Source organism: Vibrio sp. VPAP30 (assembly GCF_001188205.1).
In the GTDB taxonomy this organism is placed as follows: Bacteria; Pseudomonadota; Gammaproteobacteria; order Enterobacterales; family Vibrionaceae; genus Vibrio; species Vibrio bivalvicida.
Genome location: NZ_LBLS01000013.1, coordinates 340,548 through 359,649, shown reverse-complemented (window position 1 = coordinate 359,649; position 19,102 = coordinate 340,548). Strand labels below are relative to the sequence as shown.

Sequence of the window (19,102 nt, the reverse complement as noted above, 5' to 3'; positions counted from 1 at the left end):
AGAATCAAAGCACCTTCGATTCATATGCTGAGTAGTGTGGTGCAAGAAAACGCAACGGATCCCGTGCGAGAGCATTATCAGAGCATTCATGCTCAGGTCGTCAATGCTATTGAAGCGAGTGTGGTTGTCAAACTTTCAGCTAAGGAGCTTGAAGGCAGAATCCATATGCTCGTGAACGAGATTGTTGCTACGGATCAGCTACCACTAGGGCATCGAGATGTTTCTCTGGTAGTGAAACAGCTTGTTGATGAGTTGCGCGGTCTAGGACCGCTACAACCTTTAATTGATGACCCTATCGTTACCGATATTATGGTCAATGGTTATCGTGAAGTGTATGTAGAGAAGTTAGGCAAACTACAAAAAACTAACGTGGTATTTCGTAGCGAAGAACAACTGCTCAATTTAGCTCGACGTATAGTGGGAAAAATTGGCCGTAGAATTGATGAAACGTCACCATTGGTTGATGCTCGCTTGGAAGACGGTAGCCGTGTCAACGTCATGATACCTCCTTTGGCACTTGATGGTACCTACATTTCGATCCGTAAGTTTAGCCAAGACAAAATGTCATTGAATCAATTGGCAGAAAACGGCGCGATGTCGCAAGGAATGGTTAAGTTGCTTGATGTTGTTGTTCGTAGCCGCTTGAACGTGCTAGTCGCTGGAGGAACTGGTGCTGGTAAAACCACCTTGCTCAATGCTCTCTCTTTTAGTATCTCGCCCAATGAACGCATTGTCACAATTGAGGATGCGGCAGAGCTTAAATTGCAGCAACCGCATGTTGTCCGCGCAGAAACTCGCCCTGCCAATGCAGAGGGTTTGCCGGCTATAGGCCAGAGGGAATTAGTGAAAAATGCGCTGCGTATGCGACCTGATCGAATCATTTTAGGTGAGGTCCGCGGTGATGAAGCGTTCGAAATGATGCAAGCAATGAACACTGGTCACGATGGTTCTTTGTCTACCTTGCATGCTAACTCACCAACGGATGCTCTGGTTCGAATCGAAAACATGCTGATGATGGCGCAGTCTAGTCTTCCCCTATTCGCATTGCGTCGACAGGTAGCGGATACGATCGACATCGTTGTCCAAGTGGAGCGAATGCGTGATGGTAAACGTCGCGTGGTCGCCATTACTGAAATTCTTGGGCTGGAAGGTGAGCAGTACGTTACCCAAGACCTTTATCGCTATGTTTCACAAGGTGAAGATGTTCAAGGTAACCTGTTTGGTCACTTTCAAAGTGCTAAAACCTTGCCAGGGTTTGCCGACAAAGCAGGCTATTACCAGTTGGAGCCACAACTTCGTAGTGCTATGGAGCTGGATTAATGATTCTGGTTTTAGTTTTTGCTGTCGTTTTCTTTCTGTTAGCGTTCTTGTACTTGTTGCGTCAACACTCGGCCAAGAAGGTGGTTAAGCAGCGGGTCGATTCGGTGGCATTATCCCCAAGGCATGGCGGTGAACTGTCGATCGTGAAGAAAGCAACGTCGAATGGCATTGTGAGAAGTTTGTTTGCCCGTTTGGATGCATTGTTTTCCCGTAGCGATAAATTCGCACTTACTCTTGGTATGTTCGCTTTACCATGCTTGAGCTTTTATTTTGTTACAGAGATCGCTTGGCTTTGGCGGATAAGCAGCGGTCTTACCACTGGATTGCTGGTGTGTTGCGCTCTGTACATTGCTCGTAAGCGTCAACAGTCAGAAGAGTTTGAGCGCGACATAACGCAAGTACTTGGCCTAATCAGTCGTGCAGTTTCCGCGGGACTGTCTGTCCCTCAAGCGATTGAACAAGTTGCGCAGTCTCAGTCAGGATTACTTGGCCGTGAATTTCTTCTAATTCAAGATCAACTTTCTTTGGGGCGTAGCCTGCGCAGTACACTTGACGAGGCGTGTGCACGTCTTCCATATAAAGCATTTCGCTATTTTTCGGTGGCTTTGATTCTCAACCAAAGTAATGGTGGTCAACTGCGAGATATCCTGCATAGCTTAAGCCGCACCTTGCACGATAATCGAGCCATGCAGAAAAAAGTAAAAAGTTTGACTTCAGAGCCTCGTATGACGGCTCGCTTCTTGTCGATTCTTCCGTTTGCTTTACTTGGAGTTGTTGCCTGGATGGATCCATCTTTGTTCTCGCTATTGATTGATACAGAAAGCGGACAAGCGGTTCTGATTTATTGCGGCATCAGTATTTTAATCGGAGCTGCACTCCTCCAAGCGCTGACTAAGAACCGGAGGTTTTCATGATACCCATGTTGGGGATTGGCTTGGTGCTTATGGGAGTCATCGGAGCCGTTTCAAGCTATTTCTATGCATCGCAGAGAGATGCTGTGAAGCATAGGCTGAACAAAGTCGCTACATCAGTTTCCACTCCAAGCCATTCAGGTAATAGATGGAGATGGGCAACGAACCCTAAACGCGGGAAAAAGCTTGCAATGATCGGCTATTCAGCCAGTTATGCTGAGACGGTCTTTATGCTGTTGCGCTTAACGCTCATGGTCATAGGTGGCTCCGTGTGGATGGTTGCGCAGCAGCTAGAGATGAATGCGGCAGGTTTTGCGCAGGGCATTGCAATCGCAATTTCGGTTGGTATTGCGGTCGATAAAATCCTCGACTGGCGGGTGGCAATCGTTCGTCAAGAGATAGCAAGAATTACACCAGACGCCTTGGATTTGATGGTGGTGTGTGTGAATTCTGGTTTGCCACTAGAGGAAACTTTCAGAACCGTTGGCGGTGAGATGGAGGCTATCTCAAGGGCGCTATCGCGGGAATGGTTACTCACTGCAACTGAAATGTCAGTACTTGATTCCCCATATCAAGCTCTAGATAACCTCGATCAGCGCTTGTCTCTACCTGAAGTGAACAACATGGTGGTTACCATGTCGCAAGCACTTAAATTTGGTACTCCAATGTCAGAGGCGCTCAAGCTTATTGCCTCTGATGGTCGTCAGTATCATTTGCTAGAACTAGAAGAATGGGTCGGTAAGATCCCATCCAAAATGTCTTTTCCATTGGTCGTGTTCATCATGTTACCCGTTGTGGTCATTATCGTAGCGCCAATCGTCTTAAGCCTATTCGACACATTGGGGCAATTATGATCAAAACTCTTGTTCCCATCGCACTTTGCGGCTTGCTAGTGGGTTGCCAGTCTGCACCAGAAACCAATAGTGAGCAGGAAGATCTGAAACTAGCCAACACAGCCTTGTTAAATGGGCATGCAGATAATGCTCTGACAATTTATAAACAGCGCTTGGTTATCAGTCCAAATAATAGTGAGCTGCTGTTTCTTGCCGGTTCCGCGTGTAATCAATCCGCTCGTTTTGATGAAGCATTGCACTATCTTAATAAGGGGAATCAGCTCGCGCCTTCGTATCAATTTAAAAGGGAAATTGGCCGCGCGCATTTGGCTCTCGGTAACTTGGTACAAGCTCAATCTTCACTTGAAAAGTCGGTAGAGGGTGATGCTAAAGATGACGTCGCCTTAAACAGTCTTGGGGTCACTCATTCCCTTAATCATCAATACGGGTTGGCAAGAAAAGCTTTCTCCGACGCACTGGCTCTAAAGCCAGATAGTCTTGAATACAGAAACAATCTGGCATTGGCATGGATGTTAGATGGCAACCCTCAACAGAGTATTCGGATTCTGTATCCCATTTATCAAAGGGGAGAGGCTAGCAGTAAATTACGGCTTAACTTGGCATTGTCTTATGCGATGAGTGGAGATGCCGAGGCGGCGAAAGTGGTCGCTCAGCAAGACCTATCACAAGTAGAACTAGAAAATAATGCTCGTTTTTATCAGAGAGTGGCGAATAAGTTTGGTGGTGTATCTCAATGAAGCGTCAACAAGGCAGCCAAACTCTTGAATTCGCCATGATAGCGCTGCCTTTTGTGCTATTAATATTGGCGATTTTCGAGTTAACCCGATTCTTGTGGATCAATATGATCTTTGAGTCTGCGGTAAACAGCGCGATGCGTGAAGTGAGAGTGCTAAGCCCTTCGTACACGGCGGACCAAAAGTTTGCAGCTCGCATTGCGGAGTTTCCTCTTTTACGCTCTGAGGATATTGAAGTTAGTCAACCTCGCTACGCAAAGACCTTCGCTCAGCTGGCACAGAAAACTTCAGTGTCATCATCACAAGCTATTTTGGGGGAATACAGCGTCTCATATCGATTCGCCTTCCTAGTAGTTCCGCGATTGAATGAAGCCTTTTCAGAAGTGATGACTTTGAAGCGAACGGTTGTGGTGAGCTATGACCGCTAAAATCAAATCACAGCAAGGTGCAACGGTTGTCGAGTTTCCCTTTGTAGTGCTTGGCATTATGGTCATCGTGTTTGGTTTAGTCTCCATCTATCGCTTGATGTACGTTCAAACTCGCATGGACAGCAGTGCTTTTATGGTAGCGGACTCCGTTTCCAGAACCCTTAAAGGGACTCCAGACAGCATTCAATATAGTGCTGAAAATTTGCTGGAAGTTGCAACTAGGATGCTACCAGCAGGCTTTGAACGCCAAAAGGTTGGTGTTGTATTAGATATCTATGGAGAGGCCTCCAATACACCGATCTACTCAGTAAGCGCGGGAGCTCAATGCCAGAAGTCAACGTCAAAAGTGAAGCCAAAGAGCTTGGTTCCGGTTAATCAGCAAGTTTCCAGTGCCTTCTACGGGCGAGAAGCAACGTTGATAGAACTGCACTTATGCGTTTTAGAGCCGTTTAATCCAGACTCGCGTTTTGCGATTGATGGTCTGGTTTTACCTAACGAACTATCGAGCAATGCAGTCATGATTGGGAGGTACTATGCTAAATAACCCAATAAAACTGCGCCAGAAAGGTTCGGTGTCTTTAAGTTACTTAGCTCTGCTGATTCCTATGGTGGTGGCTGCGGCTGCGACTATTGTTATCGGTTACCAAGTTCAGTTATCTAACCGTGCAACGCAAGCTGTAGATGCGGCGAGTTTGGCCTGTGCTTTTGCGGGGTCAGTGGACAAAAATATGAATCGACACTATTTGGATTTCTATCGCCCAAAAGTGGTTGGAGTGACTTCTGAGCCAGACATGTCGTCAGGCTGCAAGGTTAAGATGGGCTATCGCCTAAACTCAATCTTCACCTCTTTAACTTTATCTGACACTTCTTTTGTCGCGAGTGCGAACTCAAGTGAACTGGTTAGGGTAGAGCCTAGTGTCTCCTCATCTCCAACCGAATTGGTCGTAGTACTTGATATTTCTGGCTCTATGTCGAGCTCAATTACTGCCTTGAAGCAGATACTAAATAACGCGCTTACTTCATTAAAAAGCCAGCAAGCACAAGCCAACAGCCGAGATCATATCAAACTCTCTGTTGTGCCATTTTCTGATGGAGTTTCAGTTACCAACGCACCTTGGTTACTGCAAGCAGGAGTGTTTTGTGTAGATGGTTTGACGAAGCAAGGAGGAAACGTTTCAGTGAGCGAAACGGTATCAAACCTTGATGTCCCCCACGATAAAGTGAGTGTTGACTTCAAAGCGCCAGATCAATGGTTAGCGGATTGTAGCGCGACTTCCCCATTATTACCGCTGACATCAGATCTAGATGTCGTGGCAAATCATATTGATAGGTTGGCTGTGACTGGGGGAACGGCCTCGTATCAAGGTTTGATATGGGGAATTAGGCAGTTAACGCCTAATTGGCAGAAAGACTGGGGTGTTACCTCTCGCTCGTCTGCAAGCCCAACCCGAAAGCTGGTACTGATGACGGACGGTGCTGACTCAAATGACACTTTGGACCAACTCATCAGTGCTGGCCTATGTGATCAAGCGTCAAACACATTTGGTATCCAGTTGAATTTCATTGGCTTCAACGTACAAGCCTCTCGTCTCGAGCAATTTAGACGTTGTGCTCAAAGTGGTTTAGGTAACGCGGGCAATGTTTATCAAGCCAACAGTACCGAAAAACTCAATGAGTACTTTGAACAGATTCTAAAGCTTGAATACGAGACCGTACTCAATTTTGGAAATAAATAAACATTAAAACAATAAGTTATGGAGAAAAAATGATTAATCGAATAATCGTATTAGTGGCTCTCATTTGGACGATACCGGCCATGGCCTTCCAAGAAGGTGACGTACTTACCGATTCAGCTGCCCAGCATTTAGGTCTTGATGCTGAGCAACTCACTATCGTCGACTTTTTTGCTGAGTGGTGTGTGTCATGTCGTCATGAACTACCCGAAGTCAACGAGCTATATGGCGAACTAAAAGGAACGGGTGTCACCGTGGTTGGTGTTGATGTTGATGAAGAAGTCGAAGTTGGTTTGGCTTTTCAAAAGGCCCTTGGACTCGATTTTCCAGTTGTGAATGACCCAGAACAGTCTCTAATTGGCGAGTTTAAGCCGATTGGTATGCCAGCACTTTATTACATCTACCAAGGACAAGTGCTTAAAGTTCGCTTTGGAGCCATTAACAACATTAGCCAAGTTATTACTGACGATCTCGCCGAAATGGGAGTTCAGTTATGAGTCGGTCTGTTTTTGGTTTGGTTGCGGCTCTGGTTGCTCTTCAACCGCTGGCCGTACAGGCTGCTCCTAAACTTGATCTCAGTAGATTAGGTAAGAATAAACCTCAAGAGCAACAACTTGATACGCAAACAGAATCGATTGAAGAAGAGGTGATTTCGACTCAAGTCTATACCAGTGGTGAGACGGATATCGGTATCCGCCGCAATGTTGAGCTTGTCCGTCCCACCACAGCTCAATTGCAGTTGAAACAGCCCAAATCTGTAAAGGAGAACAAGTCTGCATTTGAATTTGTTGACAAGGCACTTGGCATTAAACCCGTTAAGTCGTGGGAAAAAGGCACGTTGGCGCAAAAAGAGATGAAGCCAGGCGGCCCAGTGCCAGAGTTTGACTTGTTTTCGGAAAAAGTATTTGCCTACAAGCAAGGTTCGGTAGGTGGTAGCGGCGTCGGTGGCGGCGGTTGTGGTTGTAACTAATTAAAATTAAAACAAAATGAAAAAAATACCTTTAACGCTGCTTGGTGCAGCAGCAGTGGCAAATCCTGCTTTGGCAGAAGACCATATTTCACAGCACTACCTCAACTATGAAGAATACGACGGTCGAGTTAAAGCCGGTGATCACGTTATCTCTTTTGAGAAAAGTATTGGCCTAGATTGGACGATAAATGCAGAAATCGGTTACGACAGTGTCTCTGGTGCCTCTCCGTCATGGGGGCCAACGACGCCAGTCAGTGGTCCAAGTGATGCCGCTAATCGAGCTCAAGCGACTAAAAGTGCTCAAGGAAAAACAGATGAAGTGATCCGCAGAGGATATGATCCCCATGCAAGTGGCTACCAGGTTCAGAAATATGAGCTTGAAGACACTCGTAAGTCAATAGCGGCAAGCGTAACTTACCGAGATGAACTGCGTAATGAGTGGACTATTGGGCAAAACTTTTCCCGAGAAGAAGATTACGAAAGCCTTGGTGTAAACGGCAAAGCATTGATATTTGCCGACTCGCAGAAAAACCGTTCATACAGCGTAGGGGTGTCAATGCTGTTTGATAAAACTCTGGCGTTTCAGAAATTTGCAAACAATACCAATGCCCAAGATTGGGAGAATATCTTTACTGGCAGTGTCGAAGCCGGACTTTCTCAAGTGTTTAGTCCGAGTTACTACATGGTGTTCACTGGCTACGCTGGTTATCGTCAAGGTTATCTCAGCAACCACTACCTGACCGTGTTACGTGAAGTCGACATTAATGATGACGGCCAAATCGGTTCGGACGAAGTATTTCTGGGTCAAGACTCTCGTCCAGACCAACGTTTATCTGGTGGTGTGAATATTCAGGCGTTTTGGGCGCTAACAGACTCGATAACCATCCGCCCTCGTTACAAGTGGTTCCAAGATGACTGGGGCGTTCAGTCTCACCAAGTTGGCGGAAAACTCTCTTGGAAACTAACCAATTGGTTTACTCTCGCGCCGGGTTACTTTTGGTATACCCAAGATGGAGCAGATTTCTTCCGCGATCCAAATAGCGCAGACAAAACCTTTGCTGCAACTGGATACGCAACCTCCGATTTACGTTTAGGTGACTATACCGCTAACGCTTATGAACTCGGAGGTAGTTTTAAGATTTACAAAGGGCTAAGTGTCAACCTGCTTGGGGCTTACTATGAGCAATCAAACGGCTTTAAAGCCAAATGGTGGGCGATAGGAGCAAGCTATGCCTTCTAGCTCCCCATTCATCCACAAATTTCGGGCCATGACAGTGCCGTGTGAAGTGCAATTGTTTGGTTCGCAAGACGCAAGCCAAATAGCGCTGATGATTGAACACAATACACGCCGATTAGAGCAGAAGTACAATTTCTATTCTGACCAGTCATGGCTTAGTCAGCAGGTTAACAATCGTCAGGGTAGCTCGGTTGAATTAGATGACGAGTCGTTGATGGTGTTTGAGGCATTACGCAATATCGTCGATGGAACTCAAGGGGTATTTGACCCAACGGTCGGAACGGTAAAGACGTTACTTGCCAGCAATGCCTCTCTTGGACGTGACGCTATCTATCTAAAGGCTAAGCCTGCGATGGGGGTTGAGTCTTGGGAGTTGAGTGGTAAGACGTTAGACATTGCTCATCGCGACACTCGATTTGATTTTGGCGGCGTGATCAAAGAATTTGCTATCGATCAGGCGATTAATATTGCAGATAGCTTCGGTGTGTCGGCTGCGCTAATTAATTTTGGAGGAGATATCCGCACATTAGGGACTAAGCCTCAATCTCAGTCCTTCAATGTCGCTGTGCTCAATCCGGCTAACCCGTCTGAGGCCTATTTCTCTCTGCCGTTGGTCGATGCAGCGCTAACGACTTCTGCTCACTATGAACGCAAAATTGAGTTTGTAGATCAGACTACATCACACATTCTGGCTCATCAAGGAACGCACCCTAAAGTGCTTTCGGTGACAGTAGTGGCGCCAACGGCGTTAGAAGCGGGGGCGATTAGTACAGCGCTAACCATTGAGCCTCTATTAGCTGTCCCAGAAGGGGCAGGCGTTATTTTTATTGATGATCAACTTCAAATTCATCAGGACACGGAGTTTTTGACCCGATGAAACGATTTCTCGTTGCATTAGCTATATTGTTTTCTTTTTCTTCATTTGCAGATGAAGAGACGTTTCTGCCAGTCGAGCAGGCTTTTCCTTATCAATGGTCAGTAGGGGATTCTGGGCTGCAATTGCATTTTGCTGTTCATCCAGACTATTACCTGTATCAGTCACGTTTTAAGTTTACGTCGGCTGATGGTATCACTCTATCTGAGCCTGAGTTTTCTTGGAGTGGCAAAACCAAGACAGATAAATATTTTGGTCAGGTCAATGTGTTCGACAAGCCTGTTACGATTACTTTGCCCTATCATGGGGTAGGAGAGGTTAAAGTCCGATACCAAGGTTGTGCAAATAAAGGGCTTTGCTACCTACCACAAACGATCGCGATAGCTTTGCCGAATCGTGCTCAAGATAGTTCGGCATCGGTTTGGCAGAGAGTAACGCGTTTAGCTGATGATACTAAGGGACTTTCTAGCTTCCTCGACAGTGCTTCTAGAGCGCAAGCATTGATTGTTTTCTTCTTGCTAGGTTTAGGCCTTTCATTGACCCCATGCGTATTACCTATGGTTCCTATACTTTCGAGTATCATTGGTGGCGACTCTCAAATGACTGGGCGTAAAGGTTTGCTGCTTTCATCATCGTATGTGTTAGGGATGGCAACAAGCTATGCGCTGACTGGTATTTTGGTAACAACAGTTGCTAAAGGGGTTAATTTGCAAGCCGCGATGCAACAACCTTGGTTACTGACTTTGTTTGCAGGGGTGTTTGTACTGCTAGCATTGGCGATGTTTGGCTTCTATGAGTTACAACTGCCTTCTTCGCTGCAAAACAAACTTAATACGCGATCAGATAAGCTAGGTGGTGGCCGTGTTTTGAGCGTATTTGGGATGGGGGTGATTTCCGCGTTGGTGGTCTCGCCATGCGTGAGTGCGCCTTTGGCAGGGGCGTTACTTTATGTGTCTACCACTCAAGATTGGCTCTTTGGTGGCTTCACTCTATTTGTTATGGCTTTAGGTATGGGAATACCGCTTATCATCATTGGTGCCAGTGGTGGGAAACTCATGCCTAAGAGTGGCCCTTGGATGATAGCAGTCAAACAACTGTTTGGTGTGCTTCTGTTAGGTGTTGCCATTGTGCTGTTAAGTCGATTTATACCTGCTTGGGCCACAGTCCTTATGTGGTCAATGTTAGCGATAGGTACAGGCATTCACTTTGGTGCTTTAGATGCCGCAGAAGCGGGGTGGGCGAGAACTCGAAAATGTGTAGCATTTCTCTCACTGTTTTATGGTTTAGTGCTGTTTGTCGGTTACCTAATCGGTAACGATGACCCATTAAACCCGCTAGCGTTAGATCAAGTAAATCGCCCTATCAACCAATCCAATACTCAGACCGTTTTTAATAAAGTAACGACGATAGAACAGCTTAACCTAGCGTTAGCTTCTGCGAAGTCTAATCAGCAGCCAGTGGTTGTTGATTTATACGCAGACTGGTGCGTGTCGTGTAAAGCCATAGAGAAGGAAGTGTTTAACGATTCTGACGTTCAACAGAAACTGGAAAAGTGGCAAGCGATCAAGCTAGATGTTACAGAAAGCACACCTGAGCAAATGGCATGGTTGGCAGAGCGAGGGGTATTTGGGCCTCCGGCGATCTTTTTCTATTCCCCCCAGGGCACAGAGTTAGCAGAGCACCGAATAGCAGGTGGAGTAGATCTCACTAAGTTTCTGCAGCAGTTTCCTAGCCTTTAAGATCTCAATAACAAAGCAGCATTTATGCTGCTTTTTTGCACTATGAATTAAATTATTCAGTATCGATAGCGCGACTTTGTTGGAGAAAGTGGCTAACCTTAACCAAGGATTGATGATCAAACTTGTTGGCTATGAGTATGGAAAAAGTGGTAGATCTTAATCGCTGGCAGAAGGAACACATCAGAACAGAGCAAGATCTTAAGTACTTGTTTTCTGAGGTAAAGGCTAAATATTGCACAGCGCCTTATGCAGAATTGGAGCAACGCTTAGAAGTTTTGAATGCACTGAAATATGAGCTGATCGAACGCAAGCCACAGTTGGTGAAAGCGCTTTGCCAAGATTACGGGTATCGTAGCGATTTTGACAGTTTGATTTGTGACTTGTTACCCGCTGTTAGCCACATAAACTACACCATCAGGCATCTCAGAAAATGGTTGAAACCCAGCAAAAGAGATGCAGGGTTAATGTTGTTCCCTTCCAAGGTTTATGTTGAGTACCAGCCTTTAGGCGTGGTTGGTGTTATGGTGCCGTGGAATTTCCCTATAGTGTTAAGCATTGCGCCTATTGTAACGGCATTGGCTGCGGGTAACCGAGTGATGGTCAAACTCAGCGAGTTTACACCAAAAACCAATCAGGTATTGAGTGAAATCTTTGCTGAAATTCGCGAGTTTGTCTATCCCGTTGAAGGGGGAGCAGAAATTGCTAAATTCTTTGCTTCGTTGCCATTCGATCATTTACTGTTTACCGGATCCACTAAGGTTGGCAAGTTAGTTGCCTCAGCGGCGGCCAAAAATTTAACCCCAACCACACTGGAGCTTGGCGGCAAGTCTCCCGCGATTGTCGCCAATGATGCAGATATCGCCAAAGCGGTCGATTCAATTCTATTAGGTAAGTCGATTAATGCAGGACAAATCTGCGTGGCTCCAGATTATGTTTTAGTTCCTCAGGGTAAAGAGCTTCAGTTTATTGAGCGCTACTTAGAGCGCTTCTATCAGTTGTATGTAAAGGAAGGGCAGCTAAAGTCATCAACCTCAATTATCAACCAATCTCAATATCAAAGATTGCAGCAGTATCTTCTTGATGCGAAAAACTTAGGTGGGACGATTCATACCATCGACTACCTTGAGCTAGAGCCGAGACAGATGGCTCCCCAGTTAGTGACTGGGGTTAGTGACAAAATGCTGCTAATGCAGGAAGAGATTTTTGGCCCTATATTACCAGTAATCGGCTATCGCCACTTAAATGAAGTCTTCGCTTATGTTAACGCTCGTCCGCGTCCACTTGCATTATATTTGATGTCAAATGACCCGATTTTACAGCGCCAAATTATCGAGCAGACACACAGCGGTGGTATTGCAATCAATGATTCCCTGCTGCATGTTGCTGTAGAAGATGCGCCATTTGGTGGAATCGGCGAGTCTGGTATTGGTCAATATCATGGAAAAGAAGGCTTTCAAACCTTCTCTAAAGCGAAAACGGTCCTCTACTCCGCAACTTGGATGCCTCGCAGTTACTTATTACTTAAGTATCGCAAACTTGCTGTTAAGGTGTTAGGGCGCTTGTTTGTACGCTAAACAGACAAGGTATCGAATTGCTGTTTAACAAAATCAATGAAGACCTTTAGTCGTTTAGGCTGATATCTATCGCGATGATAGATGGCCGAAAAGTCGACACTGGGTATTGTCCATTTATCGAATACTTCAATGAGTTTACCGGCTTCCATCTCTTCCTGGCAATACAAGGAAGGCACTCGAATAATGCCTTGGTGATTCAACGCGCCTTTTACCAAAACACGTCCATTTTTGCATTGCAAATGTCCATGAATGGCGATCTCAGTCTTGTCTTTGGTGGTTTTATGGTCGAAACCCCAACGCTTGACTGAACCGGTTAGGCATTGATGCAGAGTAAGCTCTTTGGGGTGCGAAGGTTGGCCATGAACGTCTAGGTATTGTGGGCTCGCTAGCGTACCCATTTCTATAGTCATTAATTTTCGAGCAACAAAGCCAGAGTCATCCAAACGTCCCATGCGAAAGGCGATGTCAAAATCTTCTTCCAGTAAGTCGACTCTATGGCTGCTAAAGTCAAGGCTTACTTGGGTGTCTGGATACAGGCTCATAAAATCACAAGTGATTTGTGCGATCAGCTCTTCGCCTAGATAGCCGCCAACACAGTTGACGCGAATTTCACCTTGAACTTCCTCCACATCATCGACGGCGGCTAATATAGCTTGATCAATACCTGCTAGGGCTTTCTCACATTGTAGGTAGAATCTTTTACCAGCATCCGTGAGCTTTAAGCTGCGTGTGGTTCGAATAAGCAAAGTCACCTTCATCTGCTTTTCCAAATTGCTTATCTGGCGTGAAACGTGTGAGCGCGACACATCTAGCGCCTCAGCTGCTTTAGTGAAGTTGCCAAGTTTGGCGATCAACACAAATGAACGGATATCGGCAAGGTTAACGTTATTGAGCATGATGAAGTCCAGTTACTGCAGATTGTTTATTGTTGCAATATAGCAACAGAGTTTCAACCAGGGTGATATATATCAACAAAATAGTTTGGCTTAATATACCTCCATCGCAGCAAAACAGGCTGCTGTTGAACAAACACAGAGGAAATATTGAGATGAAAAAGCTAATTGTAATTACAGGCGCTAGTTCAGGTATAGGTGAAGCTATTGCTCGTCGTTTGAGCAGTGAAGGTCATCCTTTACTTCTACTGGCGCGTCGTGTCGAACGACTAGAAGCATTAGATCTGCCTAACACAGTATGTGAAAAAGTTGATGTGACTGACAAAGCTTCATTTGAAAGCGCAATTGCGAAAGCCGAAGCTAAGTTTGGCCCAGTTGACGGTTTGGTTAACAACGCAGGTGCGATGCTACTTGGTCAAATTGATACTCAAGATGCTAACGAATGGAAACGCATGTTTGACGTCAATGTCATTGGCCTTTTGAACGGTATGCAAGCGGTATTGGCACCTATGATGTCACGCAGTAGCGGTACAATTATTAACATCAGCTCGATTGCGGGTAAGAAAACATTCCCCAGCCATGCCGCTTATTGCGGGACTAAGTTTGCAGTTCATGCGATTTCTGAAAATGTTCGAGAAGAAGTTGCCGCTTCTAATGTTCGGGTTACTACCATTGCACCAGGGGCTGTGGAAACTGAGTTGCTATCGCATACGACTTCTCAAGAGATTAAAGATGGTTACGATGATTGGAAAGTCGATATGGGAGGGGTACTGGTAGCCGATGATGTGGCTCGTGCTGTAGAGTTTGCCTACAACCAACCACAAAACGTATGTGTTCGTGAAATTGCTCTAGCGCCAACTAAGCAGCAACCATAGTTTAAGACTCAATAAGACAACAAACGCTCTAGCCTCCCCAGCTAGAGCTTTTTGTCATCCAATGGCTCAGGCGAGAATGAACCGCCTTGGCTCATAGCCAAAAATAGACTTAGTCCAAATTCTAAGGATATTAGTTTGAAGAAGGGGTTTTCTAAACGTAGATTTCAGGCTATTACTTAAATAAGTGACAATTTGCATAGGGGCATTTGGTTGTGGACGTAGCTGAGAGAGAAAACAAAAATAGTGAAGAGTTGCAACTATCTGAAAGTCCTCAAGGACACATTAATTCGTCAGAAGAGTACAATGAAGAGAGTAAGGAAAAAGCCAAGGAGCCTTGCGAATCTATTCATTATGGAGAAGATGCATTTCATGATGTGATGCCACTGTGTGAAGTCGCATGTATTATCACAACTCCGACAGGTAAGCTTCTGAAATGTAGGACCAAGTATATTGGACTGCATTCAAACAATGTCTTATTGCTAGAAATGCCAGCAATTTCCCCTAAAGAGAAGTCTCAGTTTATGCATCGAGGCTATACGATAAAAGCATGCGTCATTTCTTCGAAGGGAGAGGGTGCACGTGTATATTTTAAAACTAATATTGAATATGTCCTGTCTGGTGGAGGGAACGATTTATTGCTCGTCACTCTGCCCAAAGCGACTCAAGTTGTGGTGGGGCTGCGTGAAAGTGCTCGTCTTGAGATTGGACTAGATGGTCACTTGGCTCCATCGAAACAAAACTTTCCTTGTCAGATAAGGGACATCTCTCAGCATGGTTGTCTTATCGTTATTGAACGAGGCAATAGCAACTATCAAGTAGGGTCTTTAGTAGAGCTGAAAATAATCGCAGATGACCAAGAGAAAGATGCAATTGATGAAACTTTGCAAGCTGTGGTGAAAAACGTCAGCAAGACAAGCTGTTATTTGAAATATGGTGTTAAGTTTGAAGATACAAGCTTAGATTATGTAAGCACTTTAATTGAAAATTTGAATTTCTGCTCAATTCAGCAAAAATTCACTCTATAACTAATGACTGAACACCACATAGACTGGTAATTCTTTATTATACTGAATAAGAAGGCATCATAATATTGAGAGGATTGCGGGTATGGAATTACGTAACGAACGTGGTGAAGTGACACAAGTAGCGGATAATCTCACCATTAAAGAAGTATTAGAAATGGGTTATTCAATCGATCTTTGTGATGAGGCGTTTGACCCCAATGAGCATTGGGTAGCAAATGCGGAACAGAAAGAGCGTGGAGAGATCCCCGAAAGCTAACTTAAAACAAAAAATCCGAGCCATGCTCGGATTTTTTCTATATTGGTAAAGGAATTAGAAACCTTTGATGTTCTCTGCTTCAAGTTCAGTAAAGTATTTTACAGTTTTTACTTTGAGTTCTTGAGTTGATGGCTCGTCACAAACAATCACTGATTTAGGGTGTAGCTGCAGAGCAGAGACCGTCCATAAGTGATTTACACTACCTTCTACCGCGGCTTCAAGTGCAAGTGCCTTATTGTGACCTGTTACTAGGATCATGATCTCTTCGGCATCAAGAAGAGTACCAACACCGATAGTCAGTGCGTATTTGGGTACTTGGTTAATATCGCCATCAAAGAAGCGAGAGTTCGCGATACGAGTGTCTTCCGTTAATGTCTTAATACGAGTACGTGAAGACAGAGAAGAGGCAGGTTCGTTGAACGCGATATGACCATCGTTACCAACCCCCCCCATAAACAGGTTGATCTTGCCATAAGATTTGATCTTGTCTTCGTAGCGCTTACACTCTGCTTCGTTGTCTTGCGCATTACCATCAAGAAGGTTGATGTTCTCTTCTTGGATATCAATATGCTTGAAGAAGTTGTTGTACATGAATGAGCGGTACGATTCAGGGTGATCTGCTGGGATACCAATGTACTCATCCATATTAAACGTTACTACGTGTTTAAAGCTAACTTCGCCAGCTTTGTGCATTTCGATAAGCGCTTTGTAAGTCGCTAGAGGTGTACCACCAGTTGGTAGACCCAGAACAAAAGGACGCTCTGCAGTTGGCTTGAAGTCGTTGATACGCTTAACAATGTGTGCTGCTGCCCACTTACCTACTTGCGCGGCTTGATTTAACGGGATAAGTCTCATGTTTTGCCCCTAGTATTGGAATTTATGATGCTCTGAAACATTAATTCGCATTATAAAATAAGTTCACTTGGACTGCTATTGTTTTTGGTCAATTTTTCCTTATTTGTTGGCAGTGTCTGCTAATTGAGTCATGTGCACTCGATTTTGTTGACTAAGATATTAGTAGTGGTGGAGCTTATTTGAAGAAAATTTTAGTCTCTAAAATAAGATGTAGGCTAAGCGAATAGAGATATCACCTCGACGTTGTGAAGCAGATATCACCCTTAGTTGATTGCGTAACAGCAAATCAATAATCTGGGGTAAGATGGAGCGCTCAACCATTTGGTTTTTGTGCCGATGTATTTTTAGCTGGTGCTTTAAGGAAGTAAAAGAAAACGAATGAATATTATGGGGATCGCCATTGGGGCGACTGGCTTGCTGCTACTCTGCATGTTTTTGTGGATGTTAGCCCTATCATTGCGTAAAAAACGCTTGGAGCAAGAGCGCAAAGAACGTGAAATCGCTTATCGCAAAGCGATGGAGAAAAACCGTAAGCAAGAACACGATGAAAGGATTATGAAGGCAGAGGGAGGGCATATTCCTACAATCCTCTACTTAGCAAAAGAAGCTGAGCGCACAAGAACGCAAGAGGCGGTTTATTGGTACACCAAAGCAGCTCGACTTGATAATGTCACAGGGATGTATGGAGTTGTACGTATCAGCAACAAGATGAAGCAAGATTTAGTGTTAAAAGAGCAGGCTAAGTTCTGGCAGGTGTGTATTTCTGCTTCAGAAGGGAGTTTAGCGCATCAATTTGAGATGGCGAAGGCACTGTTTACTGGCCGAGGTACAGAAATAAACTTACCGAAAGCACTTTCAGTTATGGAATCTGCTGCTGAGCAAAATTATCTAGATGCGTTGATTTTTCTAGGGGATTGGTTTATTGCAGCCAACAACCCAGAGAAGAACCCCGTTAAGTCGACCGATTATTATCGCAGGGCTGCTGAGCTACGAAGTAATGAAGGGCGCATGAAGCTCGGGATAAATTACATTCAAGGTCGAGGTGTGGTGAGTAACTTCGAACGCGGCATATACTGGCTGGAGCGTGCTGCAGAAAAAGGCCACCTAGAAGCCATGTATAAGCTAGGTGAGGTTTGGATGGATCACAAACCAAATGGCAGCGCTCTCGCTTATATTTGGTTGTTTCTCGCAGGGCAGCTTGGCCACGACCCCGCAAGGGCTTTACGAGACCAAGTCGCTTTGAACATTGGCGTTGATACCGTTGTAGGGCTGCAAAGTTTAGCCAAACCTATGGTCAAAAAGATTCGTGACAATAAAGTGAGTAAGCATTCAATTATTAAGGCTTTGAACAAGCTCTATAAACGTTCGATACCAACTGATGAGCATAACAATGTGACGACAGTCCCTTCTGCCCCTCAAGAGCAAGAGCTTACCTCACAAGAGCCGTTATCTGAAAAACCTAGCCAAGAGATAACAGAGACTAAGGTCGATTACTCTCAATCGCCAATGGATAAGCAATAAAAAAATGGCCTCGTTACTCACGAGGCCATTTTATTGGATATCATCTAACAATTACTGCTGAGCTTGTTTTTGCTTCGCTTTACATACTGCGGCAGTAAACACTACGTCAGTTGAACTGTTAAGTGCGGTTTCTGCTGAATCTTGCACAACACCAATGATGAAGCCAACAGCAACAACCTGCATCGCGATTTCATTTGGAATGCCAAACAGTCCACAAGCAAGTGGGATTAAGAGTAGAGAGCCACCCGCAACACCAGATGCACCACATGCGGATACCGCGGCAACAATACTAAGCAGTAATGCGGTGAGTAGATCAACCTCAATACCCATAGTATGAACAGCGGCAAGTGTTAGCGTCGTGATGGTAATTGCAGCACCAGCCATGTTAATGGTTGCACCTAGCGGAATTGATACTGAATAAGTATCTTCGTCCAGCTTTAGCTTCTCACACAGTGCCATATTCACAGGGATGTTTGCAGCACTCGAACGTGTAAAGAATGCTGTTACGCCACTTTCGCGAATACATTGCAAAACCAGTGGGTACGGGTTTTCACCTGTTTTAACGAACACAATGATTGGGTTAACAACCAATGCGATGATCGCCATTGAGCTTAAAAGAACCACTAGCAATTGAGCGTAACCAGCTAATGCTTCGAAACCTGTCGTTGCCAGTGTTGAAGCAACAAGGCCAAAGATACCAAATGGGGCTAAGCGGATAATGAAACGTACGATCTGAGAAACGCCGTGGCTTAAGTCTTCAAATACCGCCTTTGTTGTACCAGAGGCGTGGTGCAGTGCTAAACCTAGACCGATAGCCCAAGCCAGAATGCCAATGTAGTTCGCACTCATTAGTGCGTTGACTGGGTTGTCGACAAGTTTAAACAGTAGCGTGTTAAGTACTTCAGCAATACCTTGCGGAGGCGTTGCCCCTTCAGCACCAGAAACAAGCGTCAACGTGGTTGGGAATAAAAAGCTAAGTACCACTGCGGTTAAAGCGGCAGTAAAGGTACCGAAAAGGTAAAGAACCACAATTGGGCGCATGTAGGTATGCTGGTTTTTCTTTTGGTTGGCAATCGATGCTGCTACCAAAATAAAAACAAGAATAGGTGCTACTGCTTTTAGTGCTCCGACAAAAAGACTTCCAAGTAAACCGACGCTTTTTGCGTGCTCTGGAGAGACGGTCGCTAAACCCACACCAAGAATGATGCCGGCTAGGATCTGCAAAACCAGATTGCCACGTGCAAAGCGTGCAATAAGAGAGTTGTGTTGCATAGTTATCCCTGCAATGAATAGTTTTATAAAT

Annotated in this window: 20 protein-coding genes; 17 read left to right on the top strand and 3 right to left on the bottom strand. The window is 45.0% G+C overall.

Annotated elements, in window-relative coordinates:
* The first annotated feature begins 24 nt into the window (after positions 1-24).
* The 13 genes from ZX61_RS03510 (at position 25) to ZX61_RS03450 (ending at position 12,374) form a co-directional block, all read left to right on the top strand.
* Positions 25-1,320 (top strand): CpaF family protein, encoded by a 1,296-nt coding sequence (locus ZX61_RS03510; RefSeq protein WP_235431291.1) that lies wholly within the window; start codon positions 25-27, stop codon positions 1,318-1,320.
* Positions 1,320-2,234 (top strand): type II secretion system F family protein, encoded by a 915-nt coding sequence (locus tag ZX61_RS03505; RefSeq protein ID WP_049843319.1) that lies wholly within the window; start codon positions 1,320-1,322, stop codon positions 2,232-2,234. The genes ZX61_RS03510 and ZX61_RS03505 overlap by 1 nt, the downstream gene beginning before the upstream one ends.
* Positions 2,231-3,085, top strand: a complete 855-nt coding sequence (locus tag ZX61_RS03500; protein ID WP_049843318.1) for a type II secretion system F family protein — start codon at positions 2,231-2,233, stop codon at positions 3,083-3,085. The genes ZX61_RS03505 and ZX61_RS03500 overlap by 4 nt, the downstream gene beginning before the upstream one ends.
* Positions 3,082-3,822 (top strand): tetratricopeptide repeat protein, encoded by a 741-nt coding sequence (locus ZX61_RS03495; RefSeq protein ID WP_049843317.1) that lies wholly within the window; start codon positions 3,082-3,084, stop codon positions 3,820-3,822. Before ZX61_RS03500 ends, ZX61_RS03495 begins: the two co-directional genes overlap by 4 nt.
* Positions 3,819-4,247 carry a TadE/TadG family type IV pilus assembly protein gene (locus tag ZX61_RS03490; RefSeq protein ID WP_049843316.1) on the top strand — a complete coding sequence of 143 codons (429 nt, stop codon included), beginning with the start codon at positions 3,819-3,821 and terminating at the stop codon, positions 4,245-4,247. Before ZX61_RS03495 ends, ZX61_RS03490 begins: the two co-directional genes overlap by 4 nt.
* Positions 4,237-4,791: a tight adherence pilus pseudopilin TadF gene (gene tadF / locus ZX61_RS03485; RefSeq protein ID WP_049843315.1), complete on the top strand. Its 555-nt coding sequence runs from the start codon at positions 4,237-4,239 to the stop codon at positions 4,789-4,791. Before ZX61_RS03490 ends, tadF begins: the two co-directional genes overlap by 11 nt.
* Positions 4,781-5,983, top strand: coding sequence for a vWA domain-containing protein (locus ZX61_RS03480; RefSeq protein WP_049843314.1), 1,203 nt, complete (start codon positions 4,781-4,783; stop codon positions 5,981-5,983). Before tadF ends, ZX61_RS03480 begins: the two co-directional genes overlap by 11 nt.
* A gap of 29 nt (positions 5,984-6,012) precedes the next feature.
* Positions 6,013-6,477: a TlpA family protein disulfide reductase gene (locus tag ZX61_RS03475; protein WP_049843313.1), complete on the top strand. Its 465-nt coding sequence runs from the start codon at positions 6,013-6,015 to the stop codon at positions 6,475-6,477.
* Complete coding sequence (locus tag ZX61_RS03470) at positions 6,474-6,950, top strand: DUF4266 domain-containing protein (protein WP_049843312.1); 477 nt, start codon at positions 6,474-6,476, stop codon at positions 6,948-6,950. Before ZX61_RS03475 ends, ZX61_RS03470 begins: the two co-directional genes overlap by 4 nt.
* A gap of 16 nt (positions 6,951-6,966) precedes the next feature.
* Positions 6,967-8,190 carry a DUF3570 domain-containing protein gene (locus tag ZX61_RS03465; RefSeq protein WP_049843311.1) on the top strand — a complete coding sequence of 408 codons (1,224 nt, stop codon included), beginning with the start codon at positions 6,967-6,969 and terminating at the stop codon, positions 8,188-8,190.
* Positions 8,180-9,064, top strand: a complete 885-nt coding sequence (locus tag ZX61_RS03460; protein WP_049843310.1) for an FAD:protein FMN transferase — start codon at positions 8,180-8,182, stop codon at positions 9,062-9,064. The genes ZX61_RS03465 and ZX61_RS03460 overlap by 11 nt, the downstream gene beginning before the upstream one ends.
* On the top strand, positions 9,061-10,800 hold the full coding sequence (gene dsbD, locus ZX61_RS03455; RefSeq protein WP_049843309.1) for a protein-disulfide reductase DsbD: 1,740 nt from the start codon (positions 9,061-9,063) through the stop codon (positions 10,798-10,800). The genes ZX61_RS03460 and dsbD overlap by 4 nt, the downstream gene beginning before the upstream one ends.
* A gap of 137 nt (positions 10,801-10,937) precedes the next feature.
* Positions 10,938-12,374 carry a coniferyl aldehyde dehydrogenase gene (locus ZX61_RS03450; protein WP_049843308.1) on the top strand — a complete coding sequence of 479 codons (1,437 nt, stop codon included), beginning with the start codon at positions 10,938-10,940 and terminating at the stop codon, positions 12,372-12,374.
* Here the strand turns inward: ZX61_RS03450 and ZX61_RS03445 are convergent.
* The gene (locus ZX61_RS03445) at positions 12,371-13,270 is read right to left on the bottom strand and encodes a LysR family transcriptional regulator (protein WP_049843307.1); all 900 of its coding nucleotides are present in this window, start codon (positions 13,268-13,270) and stop codon (positions 12,371-12,373) included. The genes ZX61_RS03450 and ZX61_RS03445 overlap by 4 nt on opposite strands.
* Positions 13,271-13,422: 152 nt before the next feature.
* Here ZX61_RS03445 and ZX61_RS03440 point away from each other — a divergent pair, with 152 nt between their 5' ends.
* The 3 genes from ZX61_RS03440 (at position 13,423) to ZX61_RS24295 (ending at position 15,423) form a co-directional block, all read left to right on the top strand.
* The gene (locus tag ZX61_RS03440; RefSeq protein ID WP_049843306.1) at positions 13,423-14,142 is read left to right on the top strand and encodes an SDR family oxidoreductase; all 720 of its coding nucleotides are present in this window, start codon (positions 13,423-13,425) and stop codon (positions 14,140-14,142) included.
* Between the two features lie 212 nt (positions 14,143-14,354).
* Positions 14,355-15,167 carry a PilZ domain-containing protein gene (locus ZX61_RS03435; RefSeq protein WP_049843305.1) on the top strand — a complete coding sequence of 271 codons (813 nt, stop codon included), beginning with the start codon at positions 14,355-14,357 and terminating at the stop codon, positions 15,165-15,167.
* Between the two features lie 82 nt (positions 15,168-15,249).
* Positions 15,250-15,423, top strand: a complete 174-nt coding sequence (locus ZX61_RS24295) for a hypothetical protein (protein WP_167350321.1) — start codon at positions 15,250-15,252, stop codon at positions 15,421-15,423.
* Positions 15,424-15,477: 54 nt separating this feature from the next.
* Here ZX61_RS24295 and nagB read toward each other — a convergent pair whose 3' ends face one another.
* Complete coding sequence (gene nagB / locus ZX61_RS03430; RefSeq protein WP_049843304.1) at positions 15,478-16,278, bottom strand: glucosamine-6-phosphate deaminase; 801 nt, start codon at positions 16,276-16,278, stop codon at positions 15,478-15,480.
* A 378-nt stretch (positions 16,279-16,656) separates the two neighbouring features.
* Here nagB and ZX61_RS03425 point away from each other — a divergent pair, with 378 nt between their 5' ends.
* Positions 16,657-17,799 carry a tetratricopeptide repeat protein gene (locus ZX61_RS03425; protein WP_049843303.1) on the top strand — a complete coding sequence of 381 codons (1,143 nt, stop codon included), beginning with the start codon at positions 16,657-16,659 and terminating at the stop codon, positions 17,797-17,799.
* 51 nt (positions 17,800-17,850) lie between these two features.
* Here the strand turns inward: ZX61_RS03425 and sstT are convergent, their stop codons facing one another.
* A complete protein-coding gene (sstT, locus tag ZX61_RS03420; protein ID WP_049843302.1) occupies positions 17,851-19,071 on the bottom strand; it encodes a serine/threonine transporter SstT in 1,221 nt (406 codons plus the stop codon).
* Between the last annotated feature and the right edge of the window lie 31 nt (positions 19,072-19,102).

Bases quoted from the DNA above. Each gene is read 5' to 3' on its own strand.
- ZX61_RS03490 (WP_049843316.1), top strand. From the start codon at position 3,819: ATGAAGCGTCAACAAGGCAGCCAAACTCTTGAATTCGCCATGATAGCG.
- sstT (WP_049843302.1), bottom strand. From the start codon at position 19,071: ATGCAACACAACTCTCTTATTGCACGCTTTGCACGTGGCAATCTGGTT.
- ZX61_RS03460 (WP_049843310.1), top strand. From the start codon at position 8,180: ATGCCTTCTAGCTCCCCATTCATCCACAAATTTCGGGCCATGACAGTG.
- ZX61_RS03465 (WP_049843311.1), top strand. From the start codon at position 6,967: ATGAAAAAAATACCTTTAACGCTGCTTGGTGCAGCAGCAGTGGCAAAT.
- ZX61_RS03505 (WP_049843319.1), top strand. From the start codon at position 1,320: ATGATTCTGGTTTTAGTTTTTGCTGTCGTTTTCTTTCTGTTAGCGTTC.
- ZX61_RS03470 (WP_049843312.1), top strand. From the start codon at position 6,474: ATGAGTCGGTCTGTTTTTGGTTTGGTTGCGGCTCTGGTTGCTCTTCAA.
- ZX61_RS03500 (WP_049843318.1), top strand. From the start codon at position 2,231: ATGATACCCATGTTGGGGATTGGCTTGGTGCTTATGGGAGTCATCGGA.
- ZX61_RS03425 (WP_049843303.1), top strand. From the start codon at position 16,657: ATGAATATTATGGGGATCGCCATTGGGGCGACTGGCTTGCTGCTACTC.
- ZX61_RS03445 (WP_049843307.1), bottom strand. From the start codon at position 13,270: ATGCTCAATAACGTTAACCTTGCCGATATCCGTTCATTTGTGTTGATC.
- ZX61_RS03440 (WP_049843306.1), top strand. From the start codon at position 13,423: ATGAAAAAGCTAATTGTAATTACAGGCGCTAGTTCAGGTATAGGTGAA.
- ZX61_RS03495 (WP_049843317.1), top strand. From the start codon at position 3,082: ATGATCAAAACTCTTGTTCCCATCGCACTTTGCGGCTTGCTAGTGGGT.
- ZX61_RS03480 (WP_049843314.1), top strand. From the start codon at position 4,781: ATGCTAAATAACCCAATAAAACTGCGCCAGAAAGGTTCGGTGTCTTTA.
- tadF (WP_049843315.1), top strand. From the start codon at position 4,237: ATGACCGCTAAAATCAAATCACAGCAAGGTGCAACGGTTGTCGAGTTT.
- ZX61_RS03510 (WP_235431291.1), top strand. From the start codon at position 25: ATGCTGAGTAGTGTGGTGCAAGAAAACGCAACGGATCCCGTGCGAGAG.
- ZX61_RS03450 (WP_049843308.1), top strand. From the start codon at position 10,938: ATGGAAAAAGTGGTAGATCTTAATCGCTGGCAGAAGGAACACATCAGA.
- ZX61_RS03475 (WP_049843313.1), top strand. From the start codon at position 6,013: ATGATTAATCGAATAATCGTATTAGTGGCTCTCATTTGGACGATACCG.
- nagB (WP_049843304.1), bottom strand. From the start codon at position 16,278: ATGAGACTTATCCCGTTAAATCAAGCCGCGCAAGTAGGTAAGTGGGCA.
- dsbD (WP_049843309.1), top strand. From the start codon at position 9,061: ATGAAACGATTTCTCGTTGCATTAGCTATATTGTTTTCTTTTTCTTCA.
- ZX61_RS24295 (WP_167350321.1), top strand. From the start codon at position 15,250: ATGGAATTACGTAACGAACGTGGTGAAGTGACACAAGTAGCGGATAAT.